The sequence below is a fragment of the Bacillus cereus genome (assembly GCF_002577405.1).
Lineage (GTDB): Bacteria > Bacillota > Bacilli > Bacillales > Bacillaceae_G > Bacillus_A > Bacillus_A cereus_AU.
The window spans coordinates 35540-50680 of the sequence record NZ_NULR01000011.1; the positions used below are offsets into that span (position 1 = coordinate 35540).

Sequence of the window (15141 nt, forward strand, 5' to 3'; positions counted from 1 at the left end):
TAAGCGCCGAACATGGTATATAATGATATAATAATCTGCTTTTATATGCTCAATTTTACACAATGGAATTCATCCATAGGAAAGAGGTACAAAATATGAAAACAAAACAAACAATCGCTGCGTCTACACTAGCTTTAGCAATGATTGCTGGCGCAAACTCGGCTCATGCGGAAGTAAATGAGGCTACTCCTCAGCAAAGCGCAGGAGATCGATTAGCTGAAATTAAGCAACATAAACAAGAGGTAGATGCAAAGTTGCAGCAGCACAAAGAAAATGTGGATCAAACGTTACAAGAACTTAACCAAGTTAAGCAAACTGTCGATGAAAAAGCGAATGAACTACATGAACATAAACAAGTTGCTGATGAAAAAATCAACGAAATTAAACAACATAAACAAGAGTTAGATGCAAAGCTTCAGCAAGACAAACAAATCGCCGATGAGAAAATTGCTGAAGTTAAAGAGCATAAACAAGCTATCGATACAAAGGTTAATGAGATTAAAGAACATAAACAAACTGTCGATGAAAAAGTGAATGAAATAAAGCAACATAAAGAGAACATCGATCAGAAGGTTACTGAACTGAAGGAAGTAAAAAAACATGCGGATGAAACATTAGCTGAGTTAAAGAAGGCGAAACAAACTGCTGAGGATAAACTTGCTGAGTTAAAAGAAAATAAGCCGAATACTGGTAACACGTTAGAAGAACTGAAGAAAATTAAAGGTAATTTAGATAGTCTTTCCGCTAACTTAGAACTAGCTAAACAAGATGTACAAAATAAACTTGCTGAGTTACAAAAAGCGAGACAAGACTTAGAAAATAAATTAAATGAAATTAAGCAATCTAAACAAACTGTTTCAGATGATTTAACACAGAAAAAGCTAGACTTAGACATTAAAATAAACGATTTTAAACATACTGAGAAAAAAATTGATGACAATTTAGCTGAGTTACATACAACGCAGCAAAATGTAGATAACAAAATTACTGAAGTATCACAACCTAAACCAACGACAGCGGATAATAACAATACTACTGTTCCAGCAAAAAACAATGCTAGAGAACTTCCTAACGCTGGTAGTGAGCAATCAAGTAATATGGCTTTAGGAATGTTATCTATTCTAGGTGGACTTTTATTAGTAACACGCAATAAAATTAAAACGTTATTCTCAAAATAATGCTATTATAACTATCTTAAATTATTAATAAAAAGGACAACAGCGTTTATATATACTGTTGTCCTTTTTCATTGTTTAATTTTGTATTAACTGTCCATCTCTAAGCGTCAATATACGATCACATACATCAAGCATTCTTTCATCATGTGTAATCATAATTGCTGCTTTTTGACTTTCTTTCACTTCACGTTTCATCATTTCTACGACTTCACGTGCGCGTTTTGAGTCTAAGCTTGCCGTTGGTTCATCTGCTAATATTAAATCTGGGTTGTTCATGAACGCACGAGCGATTGCGACCCTTTGTTTTTCCCCACCAGATAGTTGATTTGGATAATGATTTTTTCTTTCTCCTAATCCAAATGCTGCTAATAAGTGATTCGCACGCTGTTCAGATTCTTGTTTGTTATCTTTTTTAAGCTTTGCAATGTATAGTAATTGCTCTTTTACATTTAAATATGGAACGAGATTTGCGAATTGGAAAATGAAGCCGATTTTTTTCAAACGAATGTCTGTCATTTCCTTTTCTGATAACTTCGTAATATTTTGCTCACGAATGTAAATATCCCCTTTTGATGGTGAGAGTAATGCACCCGCGATTGATAATAACGTACTTTTCCCTGATCCAGAAGGACCGACGATTCCGATAAACTCTCCAGCTTTCACATCAAGCGATATCGGATGAAGGGCTGTTACTTCAGTATTCCCTTCTCCGTACACTTTACTTACATTGTCTAATTTTAATAATGAAGTCATTACATCCCGCCTCCAATTGCTTCTAATGCATCAACTTTTAATACTTGATATAACGAAATAAGTGTTCCTAAAATACTAATTACGATAAAGATTGCTGCATATTGTGCAATCATCGGTGTTGTTAATAAGAATGGCATACCTGCTGGTAAAATTTGTTCTAATCCTTGTACAAGAACGATGCTAATTATCATCGCCACAACTGATAAGAATAACGCCTGTACAACTAAGCTATTTGCTAAATAAGTGTTCTTTGTACCAATTGCCTTTAATACACCTAATTGCTGTGTTTTTTGTAATGTAATTACGTAGAAGAATACGCCAATTAGTAACGCAGCGATAACAAGTAAGAACGCAATGATCATCGTTAATGTTCCTTGTTCTTCTTTAAATCCTGGAATACTTTGTAATACTTCTTTTTTGTCGATAACATGTGCATTTTTAATTTCTTTATCTGTATTAAGTGCAATTGCACTATAATCTTTTTGGTTTGGTTGTGAAATAGCGCTCCATACGTCTTCATTTACATAAACGACTGGTGTATGGCTAAACATTTGATTTTTCGTAAATCCAACGATTTTAAATTCTTTCTTTGAAACAGGATCAATAATTGTATCCCCAATATCGATTCCTTTTTCTTTAATTGATTCATCAGCAACCATTTCGTTGTTTGCTGTACCTAATTTCTCACCTTCTACAATTTTCGGTTCTAAAAATGAATCGCGTTCACTTGAGAAAATAGCAACATCAACTTTTTTCGAACTACCTTTCTTTTCATAAGTTGAATTTTTCACACGAAACGGAACGGCCTCTTTCTCGCCTACTTGATTTACTACGTTATCTACCTCATCTTGCTTAATTTGTGAACGAAGTAATTTATTTTCCGCATCATCTGCTAAAACGAACTTATTTGCCTCCATATTTTGAATCGATGAAGCATTATCATATGATAATCCATTTGCTAATCCTGAAATCACAAGGACTAAAAATGATAATAACACCATAATAAGTCCGATTAATCCGTATCTTAATTTTGATTGTTTTAATTCACGCAGAGCTAAAAACATTTCGCTCGCTCCTTTCTCTTACTTTCTATGCACTTATAATAAAAAAGAAATATGAACGGAAGATGAACAGAAGATCAAAAAATAAAGATTAAATTTTCTGAAAGTATTGAAAACAAATAGAATCCTTGATACAATTCAGTCAAATAATATTGACCGAGTAATTTTATTTAAGGAGTTGATCATTTTGAAGCCCATGTTAACACTCACTACTTATAGCCAACTAAAAGCAATAAGCGATCCACTACGTGTCGAAATGATGATGCGTCTATGTGAACGTCCTTATACAGGACAATTACTATCTGAGAAATTCGGCATTTCAAGGGCGAAAATTCATTATCATTTAAAAGAATTAGAGAAGAATGGTTTTATAGAAATCGTATATACAGAAGAAAAAAATGGCATCGTTCAAAAATTTTATCAATCTGTCGCTAGAGGCTTTACCCCTGCCGCAGAGTTATTACCTCATCTAGAAATATTAAGTGAATCAAGTCGCCAAATCTTTTTACAAATGACGGAGACAACGAAAAGCCATATTCTCGCTGCACCAGAAGAAGCTTTTACATTACGAAAAATAAGCGAAGACCCAGCTGAGTGGAATTACGTTTCATCCTGCTGGGAGTTTGATGCCACGCCAGAACAATTTCAAGTGTGGGTGAAAAAATTTTATGAATTAATGTATGAATTAGATGAGATCACAAAAGACGCGGAAAAAGATCCAAATAGTAAATCCTACTACATTTCAACTACTGCACTACAAATCGATGAAAAAGCAATGCAGCGGTTTGTGAAAAAAGAAGAAAAATCGTAATTCGATTTTTTTTTACATAAACGGTCAATTTTATTTTACCGATTAAAATTTTTATAAAGGAGTAGATAAAGTGGACGTATTAAAAAACAGGAATTTCCTCTTATTATTTTTAGGGAGAATTTTTACAAACATAGGAGATAGTTTGTATTACGTAGCGGCTATGTGGCTCGTATATAAGCTGAGTGGTAATCCTTTTTATTCTGGATTAGCTGGTTTCCTTACATTATTACCTTCAGCACTTCAATTTCTTACTGGTCCATTCGTTGATAGGTGGCCAATTAAAAACACCCTCGTTATCACACAAGTTTTGCAATGCATTCTTATTTTAATCATTCCAATTACATACTACTTCGACCTATTAACAGTCCAACTACTACTCATCATTATGCCCATCGTAGCCTTTATCGAACAATTCGCCTATCCCGCACAATCGAAAGCTTTACCACTTCTACTGCATAAAACACAATTATTAAAAGGAAACTCACTCTTTTCATTTGCATATCAAGGTATTGATTTAATTTGTACGACTCTTTCTGGAATATTAGTAGCACTATTTGGCGCAATTACTTTATATGTGATCGACTCCTTTACATTTGCGATTACTGCCCTTTTGTTCTTTTCATTAAAAATGCCGAAACAAACCGAAACAGGTGCGGCACTTTCAACTAAGCAATATTTCTCTGATTTAAAAGAAGGTTTTTCAATCGTCTTTCGTTCCTTAATGGGCGTCTTCTTAATTGGTTCAGTTGTCGCTAATTTTTCAATCGGTATGACGATGGCAATACTCCCTTCTTTCGCTGATTCTTTAGGCGGTGTGAAATTATATGGTTTCTATTTAGCCGCTATATCAGCTGGTAGTTTAATTGGAGCATTATTCAGTTCATGGGTTGGTAAACGTCATGTTGGCCGTGTTTCCATTATTAGCTTTGCAGCAGGCGCTTTCTTTTGGTTTCTCTCTACGGTTGTACCGTTTCAATGGTTATCCATTTTCTTATTCGGCATAGCTTGGATACCAATTGGTGCGACCAACATATTATTTGCGACAATTAGTCAAATTGTAATTCCAAATCAATATATTGGACGCATCAACTCTGTCATGCGAAGTATGGGTACAATTGCGATGCCGCTTGGTTCTTTAATTGGCGGATACACTGCGAACGTATTTAGTAGCCAACTCATTTTCGCGCTCGCTAGCATCGGGATTTTATTTATTTCTCTCGTATGGTTACTTCATCCGAAATTACGGGCATTGCCGAAAGCTGATGAAATTACAGCAGATACTTTTGGAGTGCGGTTTAAGGAAGAACGTGGGAAAGGTGCGGCTTTATAGCAAACAAACATAACCCCGTTCTAAATTTAGAACGGGGTTATGCTCGGATGTAAGTTTTATTCAATAATAACGCTCTTTAATAGAACGAACTAGAACGTTCTATCAACGATTTGCTGGCCATGCCCCCTGCATTTTCCTTAATTGAATAATTTGGCCCGTATGATAAGCATCATGAAGCATGATGTCCAATAATTTCCCCTCAAGTGAATTTTGCTCAAGCTCTTTTTCAGAAATTGCACTCAACACCTGTCTTAAATTACGTTGAGCATTTTCAGAACGTTCAACGACTTTCTTCCATTCTTTCTCATCATTAGATTGATTGGTAAGATAGAAGGTTTCACCACCATCGAGATTATTTGTCCATTCACGACCTTCCAAGTTTGCAGCAAGTCGCTCTTTGTAATAAGTGAGATGATTAACGTTCTCCCAAATGGTATTCGTTACCTCTCCAGATGGTTTCCACATAGCCTGTTCGGCTGTAAGTCCCTCTATAGCATGTTTAAACGGTGCGTACCAACTCTCTTTATCGAATGTTGAATCTAGTGCGTTTAATAACAAGTCAACTCGTTTCAAAATAATCTCCCCCTAAATAGTTACAGTTCTCATCAGACCCTTATAACTCTGTAGGGATTCTACATTTTCAAATAAACTTCCTGCTAATCTCACTCCATAAAACTCGTCCGACTATGTAATTAAAATGACTCACATTTTTTCACTTTACACGTAGACTAACGAACAAAAAAGAAGAGGCTGTTCCAAAAACAGCCTCTTCCCTTACATCTATTTCGGAAGCTCAACCCGAACGGTCGTCCCTTCCCCTTTCTTGCTATATACCGAAACGGTTCCTTGATGCAGTTCAACGATTTTCTGTACGATCGATAATCCTAAGCCACTACCTTCTACGTTTCTTGCCCTTGCTGTATCCACTTTATAAAAACGATCAAAAATACGGTCCATTTCTTCTTTCTCCATACCGATTCCATTATCTGATATAGAAATTACAATACTGGACTCTAACTCTTCCACAACAAACTCAATTGTCCCAGCATCGTTTGAGAACTTAATACTATTCGTAAAAATATTACTCCATACTTGATGAAGTAAGTTTTCATCACCTTGTATTGTAATGTCCGGCACATCAAACTCAACGGCGATATCTTTCTCACGCCATTTCCATTCGAGCATAAAAATGACGTCTTTAATTTGCTTTTGTAAATTGAATTCTTTGATCTGTAATACTTTCTCTTCTTTATCTAAAGAAGCTAGCGTAAGTAACTGTTTACATAAACTAGACATCCGCTTACTTTCGCCCTCAATAATTTTCAAGTAACGTTTTCTTTCCTCTTCACTCATATTCTCCGATTGTAATGTTTTCGAAAAACCTTGTATCGAAGAAAGCGGTGATTGAAATTCATGAGAAACGTTAGAAACGAACTCTTGTCTCATTTCATCTAATTCTTTAATACTTTTCGTCATCTTTTGAAAATTAGTTGCTAGCGTACCAATTTCATCTTTTCGATTTTCATCTAATTCAATATCATATTCACCACTTGCAATCTTTTGAGTCGCTTTCGTAAATGTTCGAATTGGACGAACGATATAACCTGCTGCAATTGCTATAAAAATGATACTTAATAGCACGATAAACACAAGTAATACCGCTAAGAAAATTCGCATCTCGCCAAATTGGTTCTGAATGTCAGGACGAATAAATAAAGCGTACTGTTTATCACCATGTTGCACTGGTACACCGACGCTATTAATTAATTCATTATCGAAGAAACCTGTAATAAATAGGCGAGTCGGATATGTGGAAACGCCATTAAACGTTTCGCCATGCAATACTTTCTGAACAGTATCATCACTTATTGTCGTCTTACGAAACGCATTGCCGATACGCCTTCCATTCTTTTGGTCATCGACAATATAAATTTCATATCCTAATTTTGCAATAGACTGTAAGTATGCCTCTTTATTCTCTTCACTTTGCTTTTCATATAATGATTTTACTTCCTCAGCATACGTTAAAATCTTTTCACTGTTATACGGTTTTAGCTTTACTTGATAGTACACATTTGTTAATAAAAAGCCGATAATACTACTCAGTAGCATAATACCAACCGTCATAAAAACAAATCTAGAATATAATGATTTCATCTTATTTCAACTCCAACTTATAACCGAGTCCGCGTACTGTTTTAATTTGAAAATCATCTGTTCGTTTTGTGAAACGATCTCTCAGTCTCTTCACATGAACGTCGACTGTTCGTTCGTCTCCTTCAAAATCTATTCCCCACACTAACTCAATTAATTCTTCTCTTGAAAATGTTCTTCCAGGATAACTAGCAAGTTGCGATAATAATTCAAATTCCTTTAATGGAAGCAAAATCGTTTGACCGTTACATTTTACTTCAACACCTTTACGATCAATTGTCGTTCCGTGCAACGTAATAATATCAGCACTCAGCATTTGATAACGGCGCAATAACGCTTTCATACGGAATATCACTTCAGCTGGTTCAAATGGTTTTACAATATAATCATCCGTACCAGAAAGGAATCCTTTTTCTTTATCCACTAACTGATCTTTTGCAGTTAATAAAATAACCGGTATATCATGATACTTTCTGATTTCTTCACATAACGTATAGCCATCCACAAACGGCATCATAATGTCCACTATCGCAAGATGAATATTTTCCTTCTCTAACACGCCTTGCGCTACCTTTCCATCTTCAGCCTCAAAAACTTTAAACCCTTCTTTTTGTAAATGGTAATGTAATAACTCTCTAATATGCTTATCATCATCAGCTAATAAAATATGTATCATCTTCATTAAACCCTCTCTCGTTCATCCTTCTACATTCTTACATTAAGAAACAATTGGTTTTTTTGCAAGAAAAAGAAAAACAAAATACTATAAAATAGTTGTTTTGTATAAGAGTTGATACATAATCCCCTACAACCCAACATTTTACGATAAATAAAAAGAATCTATTTTGAAAAAAGATTATTCAAAATAGATTCTCACATTTTAGTATTAAGATTATTTTAATCAAAAACAATTGTTAACTCTTATTAAGCCTTAGTAATATCAACAAATCCTTCTCCGAACACATCACGAACATCGTGTATAGCGATGAAAGCAGTAGGATCCGTAGTTTGAACAATCCGCTTTAGCTTCACTACTTCTTGCTTATTAATAACAATATAAAGAATTTCCTTCGGAGTTTTCGTGTAATAACCATGACCTGAGTACACAGTAACCCCTCTGTCCATTAAGGTAGTCACCTTTTTGGCAATTTCATTCGGGTTATCAGAAATAATCGTAATAGCCTTTTTCGGATTCAAACCTTCAATTACAAATTCCATTACTTTCGTTCCTACATATAGCATAATAATTGTCAGCATTAGTTTTTCTGCACCAATGATGAAATAAGATGAGAACGCAACGATTAAATCGAAGAACAATAGACCATAGCTAATGCTCCAACCTAAATACTTATGCGTCATTCTCGCTAAAATGGTAGTACCTGCAGTTGTTCCGCCAACGCGAATGATTAGACCGATACCACACCCTACAAATATTCCGCCGAAAATGGCATTTACAAGCATTTCATCCGAAGTAATGTACCAGCCCTCTGTCAAATGAAGAAATAGCGAGTTAGTAACTACAGCAATGATCGTATAAATTGTTGTGATTTTATTCAAAAATTTGTATCCAACTATTAATAAAATCGCATTTAAAATTAAGTTGACTAAACCTGGTGACCATTCAAATAAATAGTACGTAATGATCGTGATACCTGTTACCCCGCCCTCACCGAACTCGTTCGGGATAACAAACAAATTCACACCTAGCGCAAAAAGGAATGCACCAATAATAATAAAAATAATGTCTGTCGTTCGTTTTTTCATACAGTACCTCACTTCTTATGTAAATATTTATTCTGCCATAAACTCTCACTATTATATCGTGGAATATTCAAATCGAACAGTAGTCTATTTTTATTTTAATTAAAATTCATTCTAAATCTGTATGGCATAAAAAAAGTGCTGTAACTTTATTTATTATGTACTGCAAGTACAGTTTTGATTTCACATGCCATGCTTGCTTAACATTATAGATTATTCCATATTCAGCAATAAGGCGATGTTCTTGAATCTCAGCAGGTATATCGGTTCATGATGCAGAAACTAATGTCACATACAATGTTTTTTAACTATACAGTTTGTATAATCGTAGTCCATTACATAATGTAGGAGCGGAATTAAAATGTTAATAAAACCAAAAAGATTACAAGCAGGAGATATTGTGGCGACAGTAAGTGCTTCGTGGGGAGGCGCAGGTGATGCTAAGCTACGATGGCGGTATGAGCAAGGAGTAAAAAGATTAGAAGAAGTTTTCGGTCTTACCGTTATCCCAATGCCGAATAGTTTAAAAGGTAGCGAATACCTTTATAACAACCCAGAAGCTCGTGCGGAAGATTTAATGACTGCATTTAAAGATACACGCGTGAAAGCAATTATTACGAATATTGGCGGAGACGATAGCATCCGTTTGCTTCCTTATATAGATTTTAATGTGATACGTGACAACCCCAAAATTTTTATGGGGTACTCTGACGATACCGTTTCACATTTACTTTGTCATAAAGCAGGTATTTCTTCTTTTTACGGTCCAGCAATTTTAACCGATTTTGCTGAAAATGTGGAGATGGATCCATATACGATTGAGATGGTGAATCGTACTCTCTTTTCAAATGAGATGATTGGCGAAATTCAATCAGCTAATGAATGGACGAGCGAGCGGTTGGAATGGCTAGAAATAAATAAGAATACAAGGCGTACAATGCAGCAGAATAATGGATGCGAGGTCCTTCAAGGCTCTACCACTGTGCAAGGGCGTTTAATTGGTGGTTGTATAGAAGTACTCGAATTTGTAAAAGGAACGGAACTTTGGCCTGAGAAAAAACATTGGGAGAATAGTATCCTTTTCTTTGAAACATCTGAAGAACATCCAGAACCAAGTTATATAAAATATTGGTTACGAAACTATGCAGCGCAAGGCATTCTGCAAAAAGCAAAGGGAATCATTTTTGGTAAACCAAAAGACGAACAATATTACGAAGAATATAAACATGAAATACTGAAAGTTATGAAGGAATATACCTTAGAAGATTTGCCGATTCTTTATAATTTAAATTTTGGTCATACTGAACCAAAGTTTATTTTACCTTACGGCGCGATGGCAGAAATTGATTGTGAAAATAGATCTTTCTCTATTTTAGAAAGTGGCGTGGAGTGAAAATTTAAATAAGTAGAGCCTTAAGTTTTATAATTATGGTTCCTGATCCTACAGAAAGAATAGCATCTTTTATTAGCTGGATAACGATATGGCGGCACTCAAATAAATAAAAACACTTCTATGAGATATGACAGTGAATTGGTACTTTTTAAATGATACGGAGATTACTTACCTAATAATAAAGGGGGATTTACGTGTATGGAAGTAACATTTACAGTAAGTAAATGGGATGAAAAACTAATCGATGATACTAGAAAAGATTTCCCTATTAATATTGCCCATGTTGAATATGATATTGATGGTGAATTAAAAGGAAAAGCTTTTGTTGAATACTTATTATATTATTTAGACTCAAATATAAATGATGGTCACTTGGCTACTGCTAAAATTTCTGGATTTTTACACTTTGAAGGAATTTATAAGGGGCAAGAAGGAACATTTACAGCTATAGAGCAAGGAATATTCGATAAAGGAATTTAGATTCCCCAGGAACAATTATCAAAGCTACCGGTAACTTAGAAAGTCTGAGAGGGTCCTATAATTATCAGTTTACAGGTCAAACCAGTAAACTAATTTTAGAGTTTGAATTTCAGCAAAATATCCTATAATTTAGTGGAAAGGACATTCCTTGTAATACTAGGAATGTCCTTTTTGTTAACGAGCTTATTCACCTATTCATTACTTTTCCTACTAACTAAAGAATAATCCCCGAAAAACTCCCCTTCATTACTTCCTTTTCTAGTTGATTTCTACATGTAAACGTCGTAATAATTTTCGTGCGATTTTTTTCATCTAGTTCAAATTGTTCAATGGTTACGTCACAACGAATTGTATCACCGCTAAAAACAGGACGCAAAAATTCAAAATCCATTTTGCGAGCTAGTACGTTATAATCACCACCAATTTTTGTAGGCAGCGTTGATGTTAAAAGTCCTTGTACAACAAATCTCCCCTGCTCATCTGGTGTAACATGATGAACTCCTTCATCTTTAGACACCTCTGTAAATAACGCAACATCCTCTTTTGTAAACGTTCGCTCAAAGGTGATTTTCTCCCCTACTTGCAATTTCATTGATACCCCTCCTCAATTTCCTTTCTTAAATAAGAAAAACCGAAACTAAAAATCAGTTCGGTTTTTCAAACTAAAGAAGTCTATATTTACTTTAACGAATGAACAAACAACCCACTGCGCAGTTTCGGTTCGAACCACGTTGATTTTGGTGGCATGACTTCCCCAGCATCTGCGATTGCTAATAAATCTTCCATTGACGTTGGATATAATGCGAATGCCGCTTTATATGCACCGCTGTTCACAAGACGTTCTAGTTCTTCTAGCCCGCGGATTCCGCCGACAAAATCAATACGGGAATCAGAGCGCGGATCATGTATTTCAAGTACTTGGCTTAATAAATGATCTTGCAAGATAGATACATCTAAACCTCTCACAAGATCGTTCGCATCAAACGTTTCCTCTTTCACAGTAAGCTTATACCACTTCTCGTTTATATACATGCCAAATGATTTTGGCTCATTTGGTTTATACGGAGAAACATTTGCTTCTTCCACATAAAAATATTGCGCAATTTGCTTTAAAAACTGTTCCTCTGATAAGCCATTCAAATCTTTTACAACTCGGTTATAGTCCCAAATTGATAATTCATCGTGAGGGAATAAAACGGATAAGAAGAAGTTAAATTCCTCTTCTCCTGTGTAATTCGGATATTGTTCTCTTCGCATAAGTCCAACTTTTGCAGCTGATGCGGAACGATGATGTCCATCTGCAATGTACAAGTTCGGAATGTCTTCAAATGCGTTTACTAAAGTCGTAATTACTTCTTCATCTGCAATCTTCCATGCAACATGTCTAACGCCGTCTTCTGCTGTAAATGTATAGATTGGCGCATGTTCTTCCTTCCAGCTGCTAATTAGGCGTTTCACTTCATCTTTCGTACGGTACGTTAAAAAGATAGGACCCGTATTTGCGTCACACACATCAACGTGGCGAATACGATCTAGTTCTTTTTCATGACGCGTTCTCTCATGTTTTTTTATTGTGTCATCTTCATACTCATCAATCGATGTACAAACAACAAGGCCTGACTGCGTTCTTCCTTGCATCGTCAGCTCATAAATGTATAGTGCCGGCTCTTCATCTTGAATGAATACTTCTTCTCGTATAAATTGCTTTAAATTTTCACCCGCTTTTTCATATACACGATCATCGTATGGTGAAAGTGCCGGATCTAAGTCGATTTCTGCTTTATCAACGTGTAAAAAAGAATACGGATTTCCTTTTACAACTTCTCTTGCTTCTTCACTATTTAATACGTCATACGGTAAAGCTGCAACTTGCAATGCTTTACCTTCTACTGGACGAATGGCCCGAAACGGTCGGATTTTTGCCAAATTCCTCTCTCCTTTACACAATCATTCGAACGGCTACAACACCTGTAATTTTGCTTATATTTTCCACAATATTCTCTTTTATTATATCATCAATTCCGTTATCAATATCAATCATTGTGTACGCCCAAGAATGTTTACTACGATTAATCATATCTGCAATATTAATATGATGTTCAGCTAAACATCCTGAAATTTGTCCTACCATGTTCGGTACATTTTGATGCATAATTGTAATTCGTTTCTTACCGATATACGGCAGTTCTACGTTTGGATAGTTTACTGAATTACGAATATTTCCTGTCTCTAAATATTCACGTAATTGACGAGCTGCCATGACCGCACAATTTTCTTCCGATTCAGACGTAGATGCACCAAGGTGAGGTGTCGCTGTTACATTCTTCATCTTTATAACATTTTCATTTGGGAAGTCAGTTACGTAATGTGCAATAATCTCTTCTTCTAACGCTTTTTGAAGAGCCTTTTCATCTACAAGTTCTCCTCTAGAGAAATTGAATAGACGCATTCCTTTTTTCATCGTCTCTATAGCGTGTTCACCAATAATCCCCTTCGTTTGGTTCGTAAGAGGAATATGCAGTGTAATATAATCACATGTTGCAAAAATTTCATCTAGGCTAAACGCTCTTTGCACATGTGTAGAAAGACGCCAAGCTGTTTCAACTGAAATGTAAGGATCGTATCCGACAACGTCCATTCCTAACGCTAATGCATCATTTGCCACTAAAGCACCGATTGCGCCAAGGCCGATAACCCCTAGACGCTTCCCGGCAATTTCTGATCCAACAAATTGTTTTTTTCCTGATTCAACAAGCTGAGGTACTTCCTCACCCTCTAAATTTTTCGTCCAGCTTACTCCATTAATAATGTTACGTGAAGACATAATAAGACTCGCGATGATAAGTTCCTTTACTGCGTTTGCATTTGCCCCTGGTGTGTTAAATACTACAATTCCCTTTTCTGTACATCGATCTACAGGAATATTATTTACACCAGCACCAGCTCTTGCAATTGCCTTTAAATCTTTTGAAAACTCTTCTTGATGTAAAGAATAGCTACGAAGTAAAATACCGTCTGGGTGATCAATGCGATCCCCTACTTCATAACGCTCTCCGCCAAGGACTTGCAAACCTTTTTCCGCAATTTGATTTAACGTTTGAACACGAAACATATCTCCATCTCCCTACCTATTTTCAAGCTCAAATTCTTTCATATAATTTACTAATTGCTCTACACCTTCCACTGGCATCGCATTGTAAATACTAGCGCGCATACCGCCGACTGAGCGATGTCCTTTTAGCGTAACGAAACCACGTTCCTTCGCTTTTTGTAAAAACTGATTGTTAAGCTCTTCTGACGGTGTTGTAAACGGTATGTTCATAAGTGATCGATACGTAGGATCAACTGGTGAAGTAAACAATTTAGATTCATCTAAAAAATGATAAAGAAGTGACGATTTCATTCTGTTTTGTTCTTCAATCGCAGATACCCCGCCTTGCTCTTTCAACCACTCTAGTACAAGTTTTGTTACGTAAATACTAAAGGATGGCGGTGTATTATATAAGGAGTTATTTTTACTGTAAGTTTCATAGTTTAACATTGTCGGACAAGAACGGTCTGCCCCGCCAATTAAATCTTTTTTTATAATCGCAATCGTTAAACCAGCTGGTCCTAAATTCTTTTGCGCTCCCGCATATATAAGACCAAACTTCGAAACATCATATCGTTCTGATAAAATATTGGAGGACATATCCGCAACAAGCGGCACTCTTTCTAAATGCGGTATTTCCACATATTTTGTCCCCTCAATCGTATTGTTCGTTGTAATATGTACATAATCTAGTTTTTCATCATGCTGCAAATCATCCATTTTCGGAATCGTAGTAAACTTCTCTTTTTCAGAAGAAGCGATCACTTGTACTTCCCCAACTTTTTCGGCTTCTTGCAGCGCCTTTTTAGACCATGAGCCAGTCAGTACGTATCCAGCTTTTTTATACGTATTCATTAAATTTAACGGTATCATAGAAAATTGTAATGAAGCACCGCCTTGTAAAAACAAAACTTCATACTCATCAGGAATGTTCATTAATTCACGAAGTAAGCTGCTCGCTTCATCGATAATACTTTGAAAATAAGAAGATCGATGACTCATTTCCATAATAGACATGCCTGTCCCGTTATAATTTACAAGCTCCTTTTGCACTTTCTCTAAAACTGGCAAAGGGAGTATTGATGGTCCTGCAGAAAAATTATACACTCTCTCCATCACCCGGATGACC

General features: G+C 35.7%; 14 protein-coding genes and 1 pseudogene. 5 read left to right on the top strand and 10 right to left on the bottom strand.

Annotated elements, in window-relative coordinates:
• The first annotated feature begins 95 nt into the window (after positions 1–95).
• A complete protein-coding gene (locus COC96_RS14505; RefSeq protein ID WP_098768969.1) occupies positions 96–1178 on the top strand; it encodes an LPXTG cell wall anchor domain-containing protein in 1083 nt (360 codons plus the stop codon).
• A 75-nt stretch (positions 1179–1253) separates the two neighbouring features.
• On the opposite strand, the gene COC96_RS14510 is transcribed toward COC96_RS14505, so the two are convergent.
• Positions 1254–1931, bottom strand: coding sequence for an ABC transporter ATP-binding protein (locus COC96_RS14510; protein ID WP_098267577.1), 678 nt, complete (start codon positions 1929–1931; stop codon positions 1254–1256).
• Entirely contained in the window at positions 1931–2995 is a 1065-nt protein-coding gene (locus COC96_RS14515; protein WP_098267576.1) for an ABC transporter permease, read from the bottom strand. Before COC96_RS14515 ends, COC96_RS14510 begins: the two co-directional genes overlap by 1 nt.
• Before the next feature lie 184 nt (positions 2996–3179).
• On the opposite strand from COC96_RS14515, the gene COC96_RS14520 reads away from it, so the two are divergent.
• Complete coding sequence (locus tag COC96_RS14520) at positions 3180–3803, top strand: ArsR/SmtB family transcription factor (protein ID WP_098267575.1); 624 nt, start codon at positions 3180–3182, stop codon at positions 3801–3803.
• A 70-nt stretch (positions 3804–3873) separates the two neighbouring features.
• Complete coding sequence (locus COC96_RS14525; protein WP_098768970.1) at positions 3874–5133, top strand: MFS transporter; 1260 nt, start codon at positions 3874–3876, stop codon at positions 5131–5133.
• Between the two features lie 102 nt (positions 5134–5235).
• Here COC96_RS14525 and COC96_RS14530 read toward each other — a convergent pair whose 3' ends face one another.
• The 4 genes from COC96_RS14530 to COC96_RS14545 form a co-directional block, all read right to left on the bottom strand.
• Positions 5236–5706, bottom strand: a complete 471-nt coding sequence (locus COC96_RS14530; RefSeq protein ID WP_098267573.1) for a DinB family protein — start codon at positions 5704–5706, stop codon at positions 5236–5238.
• A 207-nt stretch (positions 5707–5913) separates the two neighbouring features.
• Positions 5914–7290 carry a sensor histidine kinase gene (locus tag COC96_RS14535; RefSeq protein ID WP_098267572.1) on the bottom strand — a complete coding sequence of 459 codons (1377 nt, stop codon included), beginning with the start codon at positions 7288–7290 and terminating at the stop codon, positions 5914–5916.
• Position 7291: 1 nt separating this feature from the next.
• Complete coding sequence (locus tag COC96_RS14540; protein ID WP_098267571.1) at positions 7292–7969, bottom strand: response regulator transcription factor; 678 nt, start codon at positions 7967–7969, stop codon at positions 7292–7294.
• 242 nt (positions 7970–8211) lie between these two features.
• Entirely contained in the window at positions 8212–9051 is an 840-nt protein-coding gene (locus tag COC96_RS14545) for a YitT family protein (protein ID WP_098267570.1), read from the bottom strand.
• A 358-nt stretch (positions 9052–9409) separates the two neighbouring features.
• On the opposite strand from COC96_RS14545, the gene COC96_RS14550 reads away from it, so the two are divergent.
• Together COC96_RS14550 and COC96_RS14555 are read left to right on the top strand one after the other, a co-directional pair.
• Complete coding sequence (locus COC96_RS14550) at positions 9410–10441, top strand: S66 family peptidase (protein WP_098768971.1); 1032 nt, start codon at positions 9410–9412, stop codon at positions 10439–10441.
• A 198-nt stretch (positions 10442–10639) separates the two neighbouring features.
• A pseudogene (locus COC96_RS14555) lies at positions 10640–11049 on the top strand (DUF3224 domain-containing protein).
• 86 nt (positions 11050–11135) lie between these two features.
• Here the strand turns inward: COC96_RS14555 and COC96_RS14560 are convergent.
• The 4 genes from COC96_RS14560 to serC all read right to left on the bottom strand — a co-directional run bounded on the left by COC96_RS14560 (position 11136) and on the right by serC (position 15128).
• Complete coding sequence (locus COC96_RS14560) at positions 11136–11513, bottom strand: MaoC/PaaZ C-terminal domain-containing protein (protein ID WP_098252539.1); 378 nt, start codon at positions 11511–11513, stop codon at positions 11136–11138.
• An 86-nt stretch (positions 11514–11599) separates the two neighbouring features.
• On the bottom strand, positions 11600–12847 hold the full coding sequence (locus COC96_RS14565; RefSeq protein WP_098356812.1) for a DUF1015 domain-containing protein: 1248 nt from the start codon (positions 12845–12847) through the stop codon (positions 11600–11602).
• A 13-nt stretch (positions 12848–12860) separates the two neighbouring features.
• Entirely contained in the window at positions 12861–14033 is a 1173-nt protein-coding gene (locus COC96_RS14570; protein ID WP_098267565.1) for a 3-phosphoglycerate dehydrogenase family protein, read from the bottom strand.
• Positions 14034–14045: 12 nt separating this feature from the next.
• A complete protein-coding gene (serC, locus tag COC96_RS14575) occupies positions 14046–15128 on the bottom strand; it encodes a 3-phosphoserine/phosphohydroxythreonine transaminase (RefSeq protein WP_098267564.1) in 1083 nt (360 codons plus the stop codon).
• Positions 15129–15141 lie beyond the last annotated feature (13 nt).